This is a genomic window from Actinoallomurus rhizosphaericola (assembly GCF_024055675.1).
GTDB lineage: Bacteria > Actinomycetota > Actinomycetes > Streptosporangiales > Streptosporangiaceae > Actinoallomurus > Actinoallomurus soli.
The window spans coordinates 13,869-30,711 of sequence record NZ_JAMXMW010000021.1 but is presented as its reverse complement, the minus strand read 5'-3'; the positions used below and the strand labels follow the sequence as shown (position 1 = coordinate 30,711).

Here is a 16,843-nt window from a genome sequence, read left to right as displayed (position 1 = left end):
ACCGCTGCCACGGGCCTGTGGGCCCCCACGGTCGTACCCGCGCGGTCGGTAAAGTGCTGCGGATGAGAACCGTTGCGGTCGTCCTCGCCGGCGGGACGGGACTGCGCCTCGGGCTGGGTGCGCCCAAGCAGCTGGCGGCGGTCGGCGGTCGCCCCATTCTGGCCCGTGCGATCGAGGCGTTCGAGTCGGCGCCGGACATCGACGAGGTCGTCGTCGTGATGGCGGCGGGCCACGTTCCCGAGGCCGAGGTCATCGCCAAGCCGTACGCCAAGGTGCGCCGGGTCGTCGAGGGCGGCCCCACCCGTACGGAGTCGACGCTGCGGGCGCTGGCCGCGCTGGAGCACGAGCCCGGCGACGCGCGCGTGCTGTTCCACGACGCCGCACGCCCGTTCGTGGACGCGCGCATCATCGCCGAGTGCGTCGCCGCGCTGGAGCACGAGGACGTCGTCGCGGTCGCGGTGCCCTCGTCGGACACCGTGGTGGTGGTCGAGGGTGACCGGGTGGTCGAGATGCCGCGCCGGGACTCACTGCGGCGCTTCCAGACGCCGCAGGGGTTCCGTCTCGCCGTCATCCGGGCGGCGTACGAGCGGGCGCTGGCCGACCCGGGGTTCGCCGAACGGCCGCCGACGGACGACTGCGGCGTCGTGCACCGCTACCTGCCCGAGACGCCCATCCTGGTCGTCCCGGGCAGCGAGCAGAACATCAAGATCACGCATCCGGTCGATCTGCTGATCGCCGAGCAGATCACCGCTGGGGAGAACGCCCCAGGCTCGGCGGGCTGAGCAGGAAGCCCGCGCCCCACGCGAGGTGCATGGTCGCGTAGACGAGCGGCAGCCGCGCCCAGGCCGAGAACGGCAGCCCGCGCCCGGTCGCGACCGAGCCGGCGAGGATCGCGGCGGCGTACCCGCCGGGGATGATCCAGCCGGGCCAGAACCCGAACACGCCCGCGACCGCGCCGGCCGCGATCGCGACCACGGCGACCGGCGGCGCGAGGTAGCGCAGGTTGAGCGTGCCCTGATGCTCACGGCCGACGACGCGCCGCCACTTCCCGGTGTGGAAGAACTGCTTGGCCAGCGCCCGGAGGTTCGGCCTGGGCCGGTACGTCACGCGCATCCGCGGGGTGAACCAGATCCTGCCGCCGGTCTGGCGGATGCGGTGGTTCATCTCCCAGTCCTGCGCGCGCACGAACGTCTCGTCGTACCCGCCGACCCGGTCCAGGGCGCTGCGCCGGAAGCTGCCGAGATAGACGGTCTCGACCTCACCGGGCTGCCCGCCGATGTGGAACGTCGCGTTGCCGATGCCGATCTTGGTCGTCATCGCGCGGGCGACGGCCTTCTCGAACGGCGTGACGCCCTCGGCGGCCATGATGCCGCCGACGTTGTCCGCGCCGGTCTCCTCGAGGGTCTCGACGGCGGCGAGGACATAGTCGGACGGCAGCAGCGAATGGCCGTCGACGCGGACGATGATGGAGTGCCGGGAGGCCTGGATGCAGGCGTTCAGGCCGTTGGGGGTACGGCCCGTCGGATTGGCGACGACGACGATCCGCGGATCGTCGGCCGCGAGTTTCTCCGCGATCTCCTGCGTACGGTCGCGGGAGGGCCCGACCGCGATGACGAGCTCCAGCTCACCGGGGTAGTCCTGGGTGAGGATGGACCCGACCGCCTCCGCGAGATGCCGCTCCTCGTTGAGCACGGGCATGATCACTGACACGGCCGGCCAAACGCGGTTTCGGGCGACCTGTGTGTTGGGCGAGGGATTCATGACGGCGCCACGCTACTGTACGAACGCGAGGAACGCCGCAATGAAGGCAAGACTTCGCACCCCCCGGAGAGGCGAGCCGGCATGGCACACGACGAGGAGTCCGACCCACAGGAGCGCTACTTCCGTCCCCGTCCCGGCGCCCCGGGTGACGACGAGGCGGCGGAGGTGGAGGGTGTCGCGTTCGGCGACACCGAGTCCTCCCACGTGCGCGTCGAGCGCCGCTCGCGCGCGGCACCGGCGCCGGCGGTGGCGCCGGACGGCGCGCGGCGGCAGCGCCGGTACCTCGTCACGACGGGCCTGATGTCGACGGCCGTGCTGCTGTTCTCCGGCGGCGGCTGGGCCGTCCAGGACTACGTGCTGGGCAGCGTGCGGCGCGTCAACGCCTTCGACGGGCTGAAGAACCGCCCCGACGCCGGGCCCCAGGGCTCGATGAACATCCTGCTGGCCGGCGTCGACCGGCGTGAAGGCCTGACCGACCAGCAGATCCGGGACCTGCACCTCGGCAAGGCCGACGGCGAGCGCTCCGACACGATGATGCTGGTGCACATCTCCTCGAAGCACGACAAGGTCACCGTGGTCAGCATGCCGCGCGACTCCCTGGTCACCATCCCGGCGCACCGGTCCAACGGCAGCGAGGGCGCGAAGGGCACGGAGGTCGGCGAGCGGCAGGGCAAGCTCAACTGGGCGTACATGTACGGCGGGCCGACGCTCGCCGTGCAGACGGTGGAGCGGGTCACCGGCGTCCACGTCGACCACTACGTCGAGGTGAACTTCCTGGGCTTCATCAAGGTCGTCGACGCGCTGGGCGGCGTGACGATCTGCACGAACCAGCCGATCGACGACCCGAAGAGCGGCCTGCGGCTGCCCGCCGGCAAGAGCACCGTGGACGGCAAGACCGGCCTCGCCTACTCACGCGCCCGCTACACCCTGACCGGCGGCAGCGACCTGGGCCGGATCCAGCGGCAGCAGCAGTTCATGTCGGCGGTGGCGCACAAGGCGCTGAGCGATCCGACGAAGTATCCGGCGGTGCTCGGCGCGGCGCTGAGCACGATCCGCGCCGACAAGGAGCTGTCGAAGGGCACGCTGACGTCCCTGGCCACGCAGATGAGGGGGATGAGCACGGACAGCATCGCCTTCACGACGGTGCCGCTGTCCAACCCCGACTACCTGACGACGATCGGGGGGCTGCGGCAGTCGACCGTACTGTGGGACGAGCAGGCCGCCGGCCGGCTCTTCGACGAGATCCAGCGGGACAAGCCGATCGTCGAGCCGCCAAAGCCCGTCCAGAGCGCCTCGTCGAGCGCGTCCCCGGCCGCGTCGCACACGCCGGATCCGAACGCCCTGACCGTGGCTCCGCGGAACATCACGGTGCGGGTCGTCAACGGCGTCGGGACTCCCGGGCTGGCCGCCCGGGCGGCGGGCGATCTGCGCGACGCCGGGTTCGGCGCGGTCGTCGTGCCGGGCGCCCGCCCCGGGGCCACGGCGACCGTCATCCAGTACGGCCCGGGCCGGGAGGACTCGGCGCGCACCCTGAAGGCCGCCATTCCGGGGGCACGGCTGAAGCAGGTCCCCGGGCTCGGCTCGCGGCTGCAGGTCGTGGTGGGCCCGTCCTGGTCCGGGGCCAAGAAGGTCACCGTGAGCCCGCCCGCCAAGGCGCCGGCCGGCGACTCCCAGCAGCAGGTGACCGCGCGGACGGCGACGCAGAACCTCTGCAAGTGATTTCGGGCGTAAGCCGACGAGTGACCTCAATGTGCCTTTTGACGCGTTCGCCGGGCCACTAGCCTTCTGCTGTACCGGCGGCCACGCCGGGTCGCCGGCCACTGGGAGGACAGCGATGTCGAACGGCGCCCGCCATGCCTGGGGCCTTCTCCTGGGCGTGGTCCTCACCGCCGCGCTCGCGGGGCTTCTGATCTTCGGCACCTACCGCCTGCAGCACGGCTTCGTGATGCAGGGCCACACGACCGACAAGTGGCTCGGCGGGGGCCTGCTGGCCGGCGCCGCGATCGTCTTCGCCCTCCTCGTCGCCTCGCGCCTGTCGCCGCTGGGCTCACTCGTCGGCGGCCTGATCCTCACCGCCGCCGGCGTCCTGTTCTTCGTCTCCCAGAAGACGACCGCCGACCTCATCAACCGGTTCCCCTTCAAGGGCCAGCGCGTCACGCTCGCCGGTCTCGAAGAGGAGGGGTTCATCCTGTTCGCGGGCGTCGGCCTGCTGTTCGCGTCCTTCTTTCCCTCACGGTGGCGCCGCCGTCCGGGCGTCGACGACGACCCGCCGTACGAGTACGGACTGCCCGAGCCCGAGGAGACGTACGGGCGGCGTTCGACGTCCGGCGGCGGCCGGGGCCGGCACGCCGCGCGCGACGACGGGAACACCCCCGCCTACGGCACCTCCCGGTACGCCGATGAGGAGCCGGCCGCCACCGCGTACGGTCAGACGGAGTTCGACGTGCCGCTGTACGAGCCGGAACGCTCCTACGGCGACCGCTCACCGTTCAGCCCTCGCGACGAGGACGGCGGCACCAGGGAGATGCGCCGCCCGCGGTAGGGCGGCCGGTGCAGCACTGAGCAGCCGGTGTAGCGCTGGGCGGACAAACGTCGTAAGATCCGGCATACCGGTCAAGAAGTGGCTCGGGACAGTCTCCTCTCGTGAGAAGGACTTCCGTCATGGCCATTTCCGTCTGGGAACCCTCCATCGTCTGCGACATCGCCACGCGGCGGCTCATCGAGCGGTTCGACCGGATCCCCGCCGAAAAGATCGAGCGATGCGTCCGCAACGTCTGGGTCTGCGCACTGCACACCGGTGCCCGAGCCGACGCCCGGCTGCTGGAGACGCTCGCCCAGGGCCTTCTCGAAGCGCTTCCCGGCTACGCCGAGACGGCCGAGCCCCTCACTGGAGTTCTCATCGAGCCGCCCGCCGAGGAACCCGCGCGACGGCGGGACGACGGCTGGGCGTTCGCCTGACGGCGACCGGCCGGAACCCGGCCCGCCGACCGACGTGATTCTCCTGCCCACGACCCGGATACACGGAGAAGCCCCATGGAAGAGCTGACGCTCACGCACCGACGCCTGCCCGGCACCACCGTCGTCGCGGTCGGCGGCGAACTCGACGCCGCCACCGCCCGCGGCCTGGAGGCGTTCCTCTCCGAGGTCCTGCACGAGGGCGACGACCTGGTCTTCGACCTCACCGCGCTGACCTTCATGGACACCAGCGGCCTGGGGGTCATCCTGGCCGCCGGCGAGCGGACGCGCAGGCTCGGCGGCCGGCCGTGCCTGGCGGGACTGCGGGGCGGCCCCGCCCGGGTCGTCGCCCTGACCGGCATCGCCTCCGCGGTCCCCGTGTACGACACGGTCGACGACGCCCTCGTCACCGCCACCGGCGCCGCCGCCGGTGCCATGGCGTACTGACGCGTCTCAGCGGGGCAGGCCCAGGCGGGCCCACTCGATCGCCGGGCAGCGGTCCATGACGACGTCGAGCCCGGCGTCACGGACCCGCCGGGCGGCCTCCTCGTCGACCACGTCGAGCGGGAACCAGACCGCCCGGACCTCGCCCTCCCGGCGCGGGCCGTACGTCGCGAAGAGCTTGATCGCCTCGTCGGCGACCTCGCCGGCGTGCCCGGCGCGGCGGTAGACACCGACGACGTCCACCCGTCCCGGAACCTCGGCCAGCGAGGGGACGCCCGGCTCGCCGAGGACGGTCTCGGCGCCGGGGTGGACGGGGACGATCGTCTTGCCGCGAGACTGCAACAACCGTGCCATGTCGTACGCGGTACGGCCCGGATTGTCGCGCAGCCCGACGAACGCCCACGTCCGCGAGTCGAGCAGGACCCGGCGGATGACGGCCTCATCGGCGTAGGAGGTGCCCATGACTACGCCAACCGCCGAGCGCGCCGCAGGCTTCCCGGGGCCGCCGAGCGTTCGGCATGTCCCGTCTCCCCGATCCATTTCTCGAACCAGCGTCGGATGAGCGCGCTTTCTCGCCGGCTGAATCGTCAGCATGCGGCAAAGGTTTCCCCTCATCGCCGAGCCGAGAGTGAGGCTCCGGTCGGCACGGGTAGGGGTGATTTCGCGCATTCGACCCGAATAGCCGACAAACAGCGAGGAGACATGAGACTTGGCGTAGGACTCGCGTTGCCGGCCGGAGCGGGGGTCGTCGCCGCGTGGCTGCTCGCGCGTGTCACCCGCAGGAGAAGAGAGCCCGAGCCCCTGAACCGCTGGCAGATGGTGACGATCAACTATCCGCCCCAGCGTCTGTCCGAACCGGGCGAACTCCCCGAGCCCATCGCCCGGTTCGGGGAAGCGCTCGAAATCATGATCCGACCGGCCCCCGGCGGCCGTGGGACCGAGCTCGGTGCACGGCTGCGCGAATCGCCCGCGCGGGGACGGATCGCCAAAGCGGCCGGCCGAACGGCGGAAGGCGATGCCCGCCAGGTGGTGCAGTCGGCACTGCGTGCGGCCAAGTCCCTGATCGAGACGGGGGAGGTTCTGCAGCGGCCCGCGCCGCCGACCACGCGACGCAGGACGGCCGGAAGGCTGTCGGAGCGCGCCACCCTGCATGCTCGCGGAGAGGGGGGACGGTGAAGGCGCTGTGCTGGGAAGGGATCGACGACCTGTCGGTGAAGGATGTGCCCGATCCGGGGATGGAGAACAGGCAGGATGTGATCGTCAAGGTGACGCTGACCACGACCTGTGGTTCGGACCTGCATCTGCTCGGCGGTTACATCCCCCAGATGAGGCCGGGTGACGTGATCGGGCACGAGTTCATCGGGGAGATCGTCGAGATGGGTTCGCAGGTCCGGCGCCACCGGGTGGGTGACCGGGTCGTGGTGTGCTCCTTCATCGGCTGCGGCCGTTGCTGGAACTGCGAGCACGGCCTGTGGTCGCTGTGCGACAACAGCAACCCCAATCCCACGCCCGGCCAGAAGGCATGGGGCTTCGAGACCGGCGGCGTCTACGGCTATTCGCACGTCATGGGCGGCTTCCCGGGCAGTCACGCCGAGTACATCCGTGTGCCGTACGCCGACTATGACGCGTTTCCCATTCCCGACGGTGTCGACGACGAGAACGCGTTGTTCGCCTCCGACGCGGCTCCGACCGGTTGGATGGGGGCCGACCTGGGGGGTGTGAAACCCGGCGACATCGTCGCCGTCTGGGGCGCCGGCGGCGTCGGCCAGATGGCGGCCCGAGCGGCGATGCTCCTCGGCGCGGAACGTGTGATCGTCATCGACCGGCTCCCCGAACGTCTGGCCATGACCGAACACCATGTGGGTGCGGAGACGATCGATTACACCGCCGTCGACGTCCTCGCCGAGCTGCGGGAACGCTCTGGAGGGCGGGGACCGGACGTCTGCATCGAGGCGGTCGGGATGGAGGCCCACAGCCCGAGGCCGGAGTTCGTCTACGACCAGGCCAAGAAGCGATTTCATGTGGAGACGGAACGCCCGTTCGCCGTCCGGGAGGCGATCCTCGCCTGCCGTAAGGGCGGAACGGTCTTCATCCTCGGCGTCTTCGCCGGAACGGTCGCCAAGTTCCCCCTCGGCGCGGTGATGAACAAGGGGCTGACCGTCCGCAGCGCGCAGCAGCACGGACACCGGTACATTCCCATGCTCCTCCAGCGGATCGCCAAGGGTGAACTGGTCACCCGCCATCTCGCCACTCACGAGATGTCGCTCGACGACGCGCCGAGGGGATACGAGATGTTCAAGAAAAAGGAGGACGGCTGCGTCCGCGCGGTGTTCCGGCCCGATTCCCGCTAGGGAGCGACGACCACGACCCGGCGCCCGCGCGTGTGACCGGCCTGGCTGTCGATGTGCGCCGCCGCGGCCTCGGCGAGCGTGTACGACTTCTGGACCGGGATGTGGAGCCTTCCCCGCGCGATGAGGCCGGCGGCCTCGGCGAGCGCGTCCGGCACGCTCCCGGCCACGCCGGAGAAGCGGACGCCGAGCTCCGGCGCGCCGAGATCGGCGATGGAGATCACCTTCTGGGGATCCCCGGTCAGCTCGACAAGCTCGCGGATCACGCCCGAGCCGGCCAGGTCGAGAGCCGCGTCGACACGGCCGAGCCGCCGCACCCGCTCGACCCAGCCCTCGCCGTACGTCGTGGCGCGGGCACCCAGGCTGCGCAGGTAGTCCTGGTTCGCGGCCCCGGCCGTGCCGATCACCGCGATGCCGCGGTCGCGGGCGATCTGCAGCACCGCCGATCCGACTCCCCCGGACGCACCGCTGACCAGCAGCGTCTGCCCGGGCCGCACCCCGACCTCGCGGATGATGCGCAGCGCGGTCTCCACCACGGAGGGGTACCCGGCCGCCTCTTCGAACGTCAGGCCATCGGGCATGCGGGCCCAGGCCGACAGCACGGCGAACTCGGCGTAGGTGCTCGTCCCTTCGCCGAACACGTGGTCGCCGACCTCGACCCCTTCGACGCCCTCGCCGACCTCGTCCACCACCCCGGCGGCGTCCTGCCCGACTCCGAAGGGCAACTCGACGGGATGGGCCCCGAGAACCTGGCCTTCGCGAAGCCTCCAGTCGACGGGGTTCACGCCCGCCGCCCGCACGGCGATGCGCACCTGGCCGGGGCCCGCGTGGGGCTCCTCGGCGTCGATGAGTTGCAGGACGTCCGGACCGCCGAACTCGGCGAAGCTCACTTTCTTCATGCGGTCGACCGTAGCACTAACCGTTAGTTCTTCGAAACCGTTATGACTTTGCACCTGATAGCATCAGGGCATGACCGTGCCGCCCGGCCGCCGGGAGCGGAAGAAGGCCGCGACCCGCCAGAAGATCGCTGACACCGCCCTGCGGCTCTTCCTGGAGCACGGATACGACGCGGTGGGCATCCGTGACGTGGCAGCCGAGGCCGACGTGGCCGTCACCACGGTCTTCTCCCACTTCGCCGCGAAAGAGGCCCTGGTCTTCGAGCAGGACGCGGACTTCGAACAACGCCTGACCCAGGCGGTCACCGGCCGGACGCCGCACGAGCCGCTCATCCCCGCGCTGTGCCGCGAGATGCAGGCCCTGGTGCGCCATTGCACCGGGGACGGCGCCGCCCCGATCTGGCGCATGATCGACGAATCTCCCGCCCTGCGGGAGTACGAGGGGGCGATGAGGCTGCGCCACGCGGAGTCGCTGGCGACGGCCATCGCCGCCGATCTCGGCCTGCCACCGGCCACGACGGCCTGCCGGACGATCGCGATGTTCGTGATCGACGCTTTTTCGCTGGCCCGCGAGGCGGCCGATCCGGAGGCCGCGGTGGACGAGATCTTCCAGATGATCGAGGCGGCCTGGGAGGTCACCCGCGCCGAGGCCTCCGGCGCACTGGGTTCATCCGGTCGTTGAACCGCCTACCGGAGGCCTCTCTATTTACGGAAACGCGTCCTACGGGCGTCCCAGCGCGCGGTACTGCCAGCCCGCCGCGCGCCACCGCTCGGGGTCGAGCGCGTTGCGGCCGTCGACGATGTTCCGCTCGGCGACCGCGGTACCGAGGACCTCCGGGTCGAGGTCCCGGAACTCCTTCCACTCCGTGAGCAGCAGCACGACGTGCGCGCCGCCGGCGGCGTCCATCGCGGACGAGCCGTAGCTCAGGTCCGGGTGCGCCCGGCGGGCGTTCCCCAGCGCCTGCGGGTCGTAGACCGTCACCTGGCCGCCCTGCGCGCGGATGGACGTCGCGACGTCGAGGGCCGGAGAGTCGCGGATGTCGTCGGAGTTCGGCTTGAACGCCGCGCCGAGGACGCCGACCGTACGGCCGATGAACGACCCGCCGAGGAGCTCGCGCGCCAGGTCGACCATGCGGATGCGGCGCCGGATGTTGATGGCGTCCACCTCGCGCAGGAACGACAGCGCCTGGTCGACGCCCAGCTCGCCGGCGCGGGCCATGAACGCCCGGATGTCCTTGGGCAGGCATCCTCCGCCGAAGCCGAGCCCCGGGCCGAGGAACTTGCCGCCGATCCGGTCGTCGTAGGAGAGGGCCTCGGAGAGCTTCGTCACATCGGCGTGCGCGGCCTCGCAGACCTCGGCCATCGCGTTGATGAAAGAGATCTTTGTGGCGAGGAAGGCGTTCGCCGACACCTTGACCAGCTCGGCGGTGGGGAAGTCGCTGACGATGAAGGGGACGCCGTCGGCGATCATCGAGGCGTACACCTCGCGCAGGACCTTCTCCGCGCGGTCGGACCGGACGCCGGCCACGATGCGGTCCGGGTGCAGGGTGTCCTCGACGGCGTAGCCCTCGCGCAGGAACTCGGGGTTCCACGCGAGCTCGACGACGTCTCCGGCCGGGGCGAGCTCCGTCAGCCGCCGGGCGAGCCGCTCGGCCGTGCCGACCGGGACGGTGGACTTGCCGACGACGACGCAGGCGCGGGTGAGGAGCGGCGCGAGGGAGTCGACCGCGTCGTCGACGTAGCGCATGTCGGCGGCGTACTCCCCGGGCTTCTGCGGCGTGCCGACGCAGATGAAGTGCACGTCGCCGAACTCGGCGGCCTCCTCGTACGAGGTCGTGAACCGCAGTCGGCCGTTCTCCAGGTTGCGGCGCAGGATCGGCTCCAGGCCCGGCTCGTAGACCGGAAGGTCGCCCCGGGTCAGTCGGGCGATCTTCTCGGCGTCCACGTCCACGCCCAGCACCTCGAACCCCAGGTCGGCCATGCATGCCGCGTGGGTGGCGCCCAGGTAGCCGGTACCGATCACGGTCAAACGCTGTGCCAAGGTCCCGCCTCCTTTCCTCAGAGTTTCGTGCCCGACCCCGTCTGCATCCCCCACGGGCCGCTCGGCATGTTATCGGCCCTACTGGCGAGTAGGTTGACCGCGTACCATCGGCACATGACCGCAGACTTTCCTCTGTACGAACTCTCCGAAGAGCACCGGATGCTCCGCGAGACGGTTCGCTCGCTGGCCGATGACAAGATCGCTCCGCGGGCCGCGGAGACCGACGAGACCGGGGAGTTCCCCCAGGCCGTCTATGACGCGCTCGTGCAGGCGGACCTGCACGCCGTCCACGTCCCCGAGGCGTACGAGGGAGTCGGCGCCGACGCCCTCGCCACGGTGATCGTCATCGAAGAGGTCGCCCGAGCCTGTGCCGCCTCCTCCTTGATCCCGGCGGTGAACAAGCTCGGAACCGTGCCCATTCTCCTCTCCGGCTCCGAAGACCTGAAAAAACGCTACCTGAGCCCGGTGGCCCGCGGCGAGGCCATGTTCTCCTACGCCCTGTCGGAGCCGGAGGCGGGCAGCGACGCGGCCTCGATGAAGACCAGGGCCGTGCGTGACGGCGACCACTGGGTCCTCAACGGCACCAAGCGCTGGATCACCAACGCGGGCGTCTCGGAGTACTACACCGTGATGGCCGTCACCGACCCGGAGAAGGGCGCCCGCGGCATCTCCGCCTTCGTCGTCGAGAAGAGCGACCCCGGTGTGAGCTTCGGCGCACCGGAGAAGAAGCTCGGCATCAAGGGCTCGCCGACGCGCGAGGTCATCATGGACGACGTGCGGATCCCGGCCGACCGGATCATCGGCGACGAGGGCACCGGTTTCAAGACCGCGCTCGCCACCCTGGACCACACGCGGGTCACCATCGCGGCCCAGGCCCTCGGCATCGCCCAGGGCGCGCTCGACTACGCCATCGGGTACGTCAAGGAGCGCAAGCAGTTCGGCAAGGCGATCGGCGACTTCCAGGGCGTGCAGTTCATGCTCGCGGACATGGCCATGAAGCTGGAGGCGGCCCGCCAGCTCACCTACGCCGCCGCCGCGAAGTCCGAGCGGGCGATGGAGGGCGAGAAGGTCGCGGACCTGACCTTCATCTCCTCGGCGGCCAAGTGCTTCGCCTCCGACGCGGCCATGGAGATCACCACCGACGCGGTCCAGCTCCTCGGCGGCTATGGCTACGTGAAGGACTACCCGGTCGAGCGCATGATGCGCGACGCCAAGATCACCCAGATCTACGAGGGCACCAACCAGATCCAGCGCGTGGTGATGGCCCGCCAGCTCCTGAAGTAGACCTCCTGAACAGTGAGAACTCCCCCCTGCCGTGGTCGAGTCGGGGGGAGTTCGCGCTATTCCGAGGTGACGCTCATGCGCTCTCGATGTACTCGAAGACCGAGCCGCCGCGTGGCCGGCGCTCAGTTGTCGTCGTCCATCTCCAGGTACCGGTCCGCGCCGACCTCGACCCACAGCGTGTGGCCGCTCCCGTTGCGCCCGTGGGGCTCCGGACACGACCAGGTCGAGGTGCGGTAGACCCGCCATCGCGCGAGCCCCACGGAGGTGGCCCGCAGCCACCACGTGGAACGGTCGGCGCGCAGCGCCCCCGCGCGGGACGTGGTCACCTCCTCGCCCGGAGCACCTGCCCGGTAATAGCGCACGCCGCAGAACTGCAAACGGTCCGGCGGCGTGAACGGCGACCACTCGCCGTACGAGACGCGCGTGTACAGGCCGGCTCCGACCAGCCCGCACACGACCAGCGCACCCAGCCCGACGGCGACACGCTTCCAGATCCTGATCCCTGTCACGCCCTGAAGCATGACCCGCGCCGAGCGAAATGTCTCGGTGCGGCCGCCGGCCGGCTAGGGGCGGCGGAGGCGTTCGCCTTTGCGCTTGGCCTGGGCATGCAGGTCGCGCTGGAACTCCTCCATGCGCTCACGCAGCTCCGGGTCGCTCGCGGCGAGGATCCGGACGGCCAGGAGGCCGGCGTTGCGGGCGTTTCCGATCGCGACGGTCGCCACCGGCACGCCGGCCGGCATCTGCGCGATCGACAGCAGCGAGTCCATGCCGTCGAGGTACTTGAGCGGCACCGGCACGCCGATCACCGGGAGCGGCGTCACGGCGGCGAGCATGCCCGGCAGGTGGGCGGCGCCGCCCGCGCCGGCGATGATCACCCGGAGCCCGCGGGAGGCGGCCTCCGAACCGTACGTGATCATGTCGTTCGGCATCCGGTGCGCCGAGACCACGTCCGCCTCGTACGGGACGTCGAACTCATCCAGCGCCTCGGCGGCCGCCTTCATCACGGGCCAGTCCGAGTCGCTGCCCATCACGACGCCGACGGTCATCCGGTGGGGCCCTTCCTCAAGTAGTCGGCGGCGTGGCGGGCCCGCTCGCGGGTCTCCTCCAGGTCGTCGCCGAGCGCGGTGACGTGGCCGATCTTACGGCCGGGCCGGACCTCCTTGCCGTAGAAGTGCACCTTCACGGCGGGGTCGTGGGCCATGACGTGGATGTAGCGCTTGTAGATCTCCGGGTCGTCGCCGCCCAGGACGTTCGCCATCACGGTGTACGGCGCGGTGGGCGTCGTGTCGCCGAGCGGCAGGTCGAGCACGGCGCGCAGGTGCTGCTCGAACTGCGACGTGCGCGAGCCCTCGATCGTCCAGTGCCCGGAGTTGTGCGGCCGCATCGCCAGCTCGTTGACGAGGACGCCGTCCTCGGTCTCGAACAGCTCGACGGCCAGGAGCCCGGTCACACCCAGCGAATCGGCGAGGCCGAGCGCCAGCCGCTGCGCCTCCTCGGCGCGGTCGGAGTCCAGGCCGGGCGCCGGGGCGATCACCTCGGTGCAGATCCCGTCGGTCTGGACGGTCTCCACGATCGGGTACGCGGCGCCCTGCCCGTACGGCGAGCGGGCGACGAGGGCGGCCAGCTCCCGGCGGAACGGCACGTGCCGCTCGGCCATCAGGCCGACGCCCTCCCCCGTGGCGCGCTCGACGACGGCGCGGCCCTCCTCCAGGGACGCGCAGACCCATACGCCCTTGCCGTCATAGCCGCCGCGCGTCGCCTTGAGCACGACCGGCCAGCCCGTCTCCTCCGCGAAACTTTCAAGGGTCGCGAGGGGCGTCTCGGGGTCGAGGACGACGAACTCCGGGCACGGCGCGCCGAGGGCGGTGAGGCGTTCGCGCATGACGCGCTTGTCCTGGGCGTGCAGCAGCGCCCCGGAGCCGGGGCGGCAGACGACGCCGGCCGCCTCCAGCGCCTGGATGTGCTCGCCGGGGACGTGCTCGTGGTCCCACGTCACCACGTCGGCGCCCTTGGCGAAGGTGCGCAGGTCATCGAGGGAGCGATGGTCGCCGATGCGCACGTCGGAGATCACCTTCGCCGCCGACGCGTGGGCGCTGTCGCTGAGCACCCGCAGCGGCACACCGAGCGCGATCGCCGCCTGCTGCGTCATCCGGGCCAGCTGCCCGCCGCCGACCATGCCGACGACTGGTATGTCTTGCCTGTCCGTCACGGTGCGAAGCCTATCCGTCGTGCTCAGCGGGTGGGTTCGCCGGGCGACGAGCGTGGGAACAACAGGCGCGGGAAGGCCGTCTAACCTCGTAGGCCAGGGGTATCGACAATCCGGGCTTCGTCGAGCGACGTGCGATCGGCCGCCACACCGGAATGAGGAGTCCCGCTTCGTGAGCTTCGTCAGTCGTTCCTACGAGAGATTCGCGCATCTGATCCACGAGCTCGCGGCGTTCGGGACGATCGGCGTGCTGAATTTCGTCATCACCATCGGCATCTCCGACACCCTGCACCTCGGACTGCACGTCGGCCCGCTGACGTCGTTCGGCGTCGGCACGATCGTGGCGACGACCTTCTCCTACTTCGCCAACCGGTTCTGGACCTTCCGCCACCGCGACAGGTCGGGCCTGGGCCGGGAGTACGTCCTGTTCTTCGTGTTCAACGGCGTCGGCCTGGTGATCACGTGGGTCTTCATCGGCTTCACCCACTATGTCCTCGGCATCCACAGCGGCCTGGCGTTCAACACGTCGCAGATCATCGGCACCGGCGTGGCGACGCTGTTCCGCTACTGGGCGTACAAGAGGTGGGTGTTCCTGCCGCCGACCGCGCCGCCGGTCGACCCGCACACCGGGCTGCCCGAGACCTCGGACGAGGAGACCGTACGCGGCGACGCCGCGCTGCCCCCGCCCCGGATGCCCGCCGGGCAGGCCGTCAAGCGGGGCCGCTGACGACGCGCTCGCGCGCCCGCAGCACCTCGTCGGCCTTCCGCAGGAAGATCGCGAAGGTGGCGGGACGGGCGCGGATCAGCTCCAGCCGCCCACCGTCCGCGGTCGCCAGCGAACGCGCGAGGTAGAGCCCGAGCCCGGTGCCCTGCCATCGCCCGCTGACGTTGCGGTCGAATACGCGGCGCTCCAGCTCCGGCGGCACGCCGACCCCCTCGTCCCCGACCTCGACGACGATCGACGTGGCGGTCTCCTTGGTGTGGATCGTGACCGTGCCGTCCCCGTGCACGAGCGAGTTGTCCAGCAGGGTGGCGACGATCTGCGACAGACCGCCGGGGCTGGCCACGGCGGTGAGCTCCGGAACGCCGGAGACCTCCAGCCGGCGTCCCTTCCGCCGGAAGACCGGATCCCACTCCTCCACCTGCTGCGCGACGATGTCGTCGACGTCGACGGGCACCGCGTCGCCCGTCGGGTCGTGCTTGGCGCGGGCGAGGAGCTGTTCGACCACCGCGGCGAGCCGTTCGACCTGGGCCGCCGCCGCGGCGCCCTCCTCCCGTACGACGTCGGGGTACTCCGCGGCCTCGATCATCTCCTCCAGTCGCATCGACAGCGCCGTCAGCGGCGTACGCAGCTGGTGGCTGGCGTCGGAGGCGAACTCCCGGCTCGCGGCCAGCAGGTCGGCGATCCGCACGGCGCTGCGGTCGAGCACCTCCGCGACCCGGTCGACCTCGGGCACGCCGTACCGGCGGCGGCGCGGCCGCGCGTTGCCGGAGCCGAGGCGGTCGGCCGTCTCTGCCAGGTCGATCAGCGGGAGGGTCAGCTTGCGCGCCTGGACCATCGCCAGCCCGACCGCGACCCCGACGCCGAGCACGACGAGGCTGCCGATCAGCACCAGCGTGCGCAGCGCCTCGGCCTCGATGTCGGCGGCGTCACGGGACACCTGGACCCGTACGCCGTGGTCGTTCGCGGTCTTCCTGATGACGTGCGCGCCCTTGGGCGGCGCGGCCCCGGCCGTGATCACCTCGTCGTTGGCCAGCGTGATGACGATGTAGCGGCTGGGGAACTCCTTGGCGATCTGGTCGCCGATGACGGACTGCTTGCCTTCCTGTTTCAGGTTCACGCCGGCCACCACGGTCGCCGCCTCCCGCTCGACCTGCTGTTCGGCCTCGTCGTACAGAAGCCGATGGGTCGAGTACGCCAGGGGGATGCCGAGCAGGAGCACGGCGACCACCGCGACGGCCAGCGTCGACAGCAGGAGCCGTCGCCTCATGGGGGTCCCTCTCTTTCGCCCGGGACGTGACCAGGGGGTGGTCACGCCGGGTTCACACGACTAGTCACCGCGCTCGAAGCGGAAACCCACTCCTCGTACGGTCGTGATGTAACGCGGGCTGCCCGCGTCATCTCCCAGCTTGCGGCGAAGCCAGGAGATGTGCATGTCGAGGGTCTTGGTGGAGCCCCACCAGTTGGTGTCCCACACCTCCCGCATGATCTGTTCCCGGGTGACGACCTTGCCCGCGTCGCGGACCAGCACGCGCAGCAGGTCGAACTCCTTGGTCGTCAGCTGGAGCTCCTGGTCGCCCATCCAGGCGCGCCGGGATTCGGCGTCTATTCGGACGCCCTGGACGATGGGCGTCTCGGTGCTGCCCCGGCGCAGCAGCGCGCGGACGCGCGCCAGGAGCTCGGCGAGCCGGAACGGCTTGGTGACGTAGTCGTCGGCGCCGGCGTCGAGGCCGACGACGGTGTCCACCTCGTCGGCGCGGGCGGTGAGAATGAGGATCGGCACGCCGTGGCCCTCGGCGCGGACGCGCCGGGCCACTTCGAGCCCGTCGAGCTCGGGCAGCCCGAGGTCCAGGACGATGAGGTCCACCCCGCCCCCGAGCGCCCGCTCGAGAGCCTGCGGACCGTCGGGACTGACTTCGACGTTGTATCCCTCCCGCCGCAGCGCTCTGGCGAGAGGCTCGGATATGGACGTGTCGTCCTCGGCGAGCAGAACTGAGGTCATGAACCGATCGTAGAGCTATTCAAGAACGTTTCCTCGGCAGTAGCGGGGCCTTGACCTGCGATCTTCCAGTCGTAGGGCTAGACCAGACATACCGATAACCGCGCTAATGCAAAGTAAATACGCTCCACTCCGGGTCGACCTGCCCAGCTCAGGGTACGCGCCGCACCACGAGGGGTGACCGCCTC

At 70.7% G+C, this 16,843-nt stretch carries 19 protein-coding genes; 10 read left to right on the top strand and 9 right to left on the bottom strand.

All coding sequences use genetic code 11. The features are described from left to right. Positions 1 to 62: 62 nt before the first annotated feature. On the top strand, positions 63 to 782 hold the full coding sequence (gene ispD / locus NE234_RS35435; protein ID WP_252785310.1) for a 2-C-methyl-D-erythritol 4-phosphate cytidylyltransferase: 720 nt from the start codon (positions 63 to 65) through the stop codon (positions 780 to 782). Here the strand turns inward: ispD and NE234_RS35430 are convergent. Beyond that, a complete protein-coding gene (locus tag NE234_RS35430) occupies positions 745 to 1,761 on the bottom strand; it encodes a glycosyltransferase family 2 protein (protein WP_256511586.1) in 1,017 nt (338 codons plus the stop codon). The genes ispD and NE234_RS35430 overlap by 38 nt on opposite strands. Before the next feature lie 81 nt (positions 1,762 to 1,842). Here NE234_RS35430 and NE234_RS35425 point away from each other — a divergent pair, with 81 nt between their 5' ends. From NE234_RS35425 to NE234_RS35410, 4 genes are all read left to right on the top strand, one after another. Then, a complete protein-coding gene (locus NE234_RS35425; RefSeq protein WP_252785308.1) occupies positions 1,843 to 3,480 on the top strand; it encodes an LCP family protein in 1,638 nt (545 codons plus the stop codon). Positions 3,481 to 3,595: 115 nt separating this feature from the next. Continuing rightward, a complete protein-coding gene (locus NE234_RS35420) occupies positions 3,596 to 4,303 on the top strand; it encodes a hypothetical protein (RefSeq protein WP_252785307.1) in 708 nt (235 codons plus the stop codon). A 119-nt stretch (positions 4,304 to 4,422) separates the two neighbouring features. Continuing rightward, entirely contained in the window at positions 4,423 to 4,719 is a 297-nt protein-coding gene (locus NE234_RS35415; RefSeq protein ID WP_252785306.1) for a hypothetical protein, read from the top strand. 75 nt (positions 4,720 to 4,794) lie between these two features. Continuing rightward, the gene (locus tag NE234_RS35410; protein WP_252785305.1) at positions 4,795 to 5,163 is read left to right on the top strand and encodes an STAS domain-containing protein; all 369 of its coding nucleotides are present in this window, start codon (positions 4,795 to 4,797) and stop codon (positions 5,161 to 5,163) included. Positions 5,164 to 5,169: 6 nt separating this feature from the next. On the opposite strand, the gene NE234_RS35405 is transcribed toward NE234_RS35410, so the two are convergent. Further along, on the bottom strand, positions 5,170 to 5,622 hold the full coding sequence (locus NE234_RS35405) for a CoA-binding protein (RefSeq protein WP_252785304.1): 453 nt from the start codon (positions 5,620 to 5,622) through the stop codon (positions 5,170 to 5,172). 264 nt (positions 5,623 to 5,886) lie between these two features. Between NE234_RS35405 and NE234_RS35400 the strand changes: the two genes are divergently transcribed. Both NE234_RS35400 and NE234_RS35395 read left to right on the top strand, forming a co-directional pair. Further along, the gene (locus NE234_RS35400; protein ID WP_252785303.1) at positions 5,887 to 6,336 is read left to right on the top strand and encodes a hypothetical protein; all 450 of its coding nucleotides are present in this window, start codon (positions 5,887 to 5,889) and stop codon (positions 6,334 to 6,336) included. Next, the gene (locus NE234_RS35395) at positions 6,333 to 7,511 is read left to right on the top strand and encodes a zinc-dependent alcohol dehydrogenase (protein WP_252785302.1); all 1,179 of its coding nucleotides are present in this window, start codon (positions 6,333 to 6,335) and stop codon (positions 7,509 to 7,511) included. Before NE234_RS35400 ends, NE234_RS35395 begins: the two co-directional genes overlap by 4 nt. Here the strand turns inward: NE234_RS35395 and NE234_RS35390 are convergent. Continuing rightward, positions 7,508 to 8,407 (bottom strand): NADP-dependent oxidoreductase, encoded by a 900-nt coding sequence (locus tag NE234_RS35390; protein ID WP_252785301.1) that lies wholly within the window; start codon positions 8,405 to 8,407, stop codon positions 7,508 to 7,510. The two genes, NE234_RS35395 and NE234_RS35390, sit on opposite strands and share 4 nt — an antisense overlap. Before the next feature lie 70 nt (positions 8,408 to 8,477). Here NE234_RS35390 and NE234_RS35385 point away from each other — a divergent pair, with 70 nt between their 5' ends. Further along, on the top strand, positions 8,478 to 9,086 hold the full coding sequence (locus tag NE234_RS35385; RefSeq protein ID WP_252785300.1) for a TetR/AcrR family transcriptional regulator: 609 nt from the start codon (positions 8,478 to 8,480) through the stop codon (positions 9,084 to 9,086). A gap of 39 nt (positions 9,087 to 9,125) precedes the next feature. On the opposite strand, the gene NE234_RS35380 is transcribed toward NE234_RS35385, so the two are convergent. Next, positions 9,126 to 10,445 (bottom strand): UDP-glucose dehydrogenase family protein, encoded by a 1,320-nt coding sequence (locus tag NE234_RS35380; RefSeq protein ID WP_252785299.1) that lies wholly within the window; start codon positions 10,443 to 10,445, stop codon positions 9,126 to 9,128. 114 nt (positions 10,446 to 10,559) lie between these two features. Here NE234_RS35380 and NE234_RS35375 point away from each other — a divergent pair, with 114 nt between their 5' ends. After that, positions 10,560 to 11,729 carry an acyl-CoA dehydrogenase gene (locus tag NE234_RS35375; RefSeq protein WP_252785298.1) on the top strand — a complete coding sequence of 390 codons (1,170 nt, stop codon included), beginning with the start codon at positions 10,560 to 10,562 and terminating at the stop codon, positions 11,727 to 11,729. 122 nt (positions 11,730 to 11,851) lie between these two features. Here NE234_RS35375 and NE234_RS35370 read toward each other — a convergent pair whose 3' ends face one another. From NE234_RS35370 to NE234_RS35360, 3 genes are read right to left on the bottom strand one after another with little or no spacing between them, the layout of a single operon-like run. Further along, positions 11,852 to 12,238, bottom strand: a complete 387-nt coding sequence (locus NE234_RS35370; protein ID WP_252785297.1) for a hypothetical protein — start codon at positions 12,236 to 12,238, stop codon at positions 11,852 to 11,854. A gap of 54 nt (positions 12,239 to 12,292) precedes the next feature. After that, positions 12,293 to 12,775 (bottom strand): 5-(carboxyamino)imidazole ribonucleotide mutase, encoded by a 483-nt coding sequence (purE, locus tag NE234_RS35365; protein ID WP_252785296.1) that lies wholly within the window; start codon positions 12,773 to 12,775, stop codon positions 12,293 to 12,295. Continuing rightward, positions 12,772 to 13,938, bottom strand: coding sequence for a 5-(carboxyamino)imidazole ribonucleotide synthase (locus tag NE234_RS35360; protein WP_308206963.1), 1,167 nt, complete (start codon positions 13,936 to 13,938; stop codon positions 12,772 to 12,774). Before NE234_RS35360 ends, purE begins: the two co-directional genes overlap by 4 nt. 169 nt (positions 13,939 to 14,107) lie before the next feature. Here NE234_RS35360 and NE234_RS35355 point away from each other — a divergent pair, with 169 nt between their 5' ends. Beyond that, the gene (locus NE234_RS35355; RefSeq protein ID WP_252785295.1) at positions 14,108 to 14,662 is read left to right on the top strand and encodes a GtrA family protein; all 555 of its coding nucleotides are present in this window, start codon (positions 14,108 to 14,110) and stop codon (positions 14,660 to 14,662) included. Here NE234_RS35355 and NE234_RS35350 read toward each other — a convergent pair. Together NE234_RS35350 and NE234_RS35345 are read right to left on the bottom strand one after the other, a co-directional pair. Then, complete coding sequence (locus tag NE234_RS35350; RefSeq protein WP_252785294.1) at positions 14,646 to 15,926, bottom strand: sensor histidine kinase; 1,281 nt, start codon at positions 15,924 to 15,926, stop codon at positions 14,646 to 14,648. The genes NE234_RS35355 and NE234_RS35350 overlap by 17 nt on opposite strands. Positions 15,927 to 15,986: 60 nt before the next feature. Next, positions 15,987 to 16,658, bottom strand: a complete 672-nt coding sequence (locus tag NE234_RS35345) for a response regulator transcription factor (RefSeq protein WP_141956913.1) — start codon at positions 16,656 to 16,658, stop codon at positions 15,987 to 15,989. Positions 16,659 to 16,843: the final 185 nt, after the last annotated feature.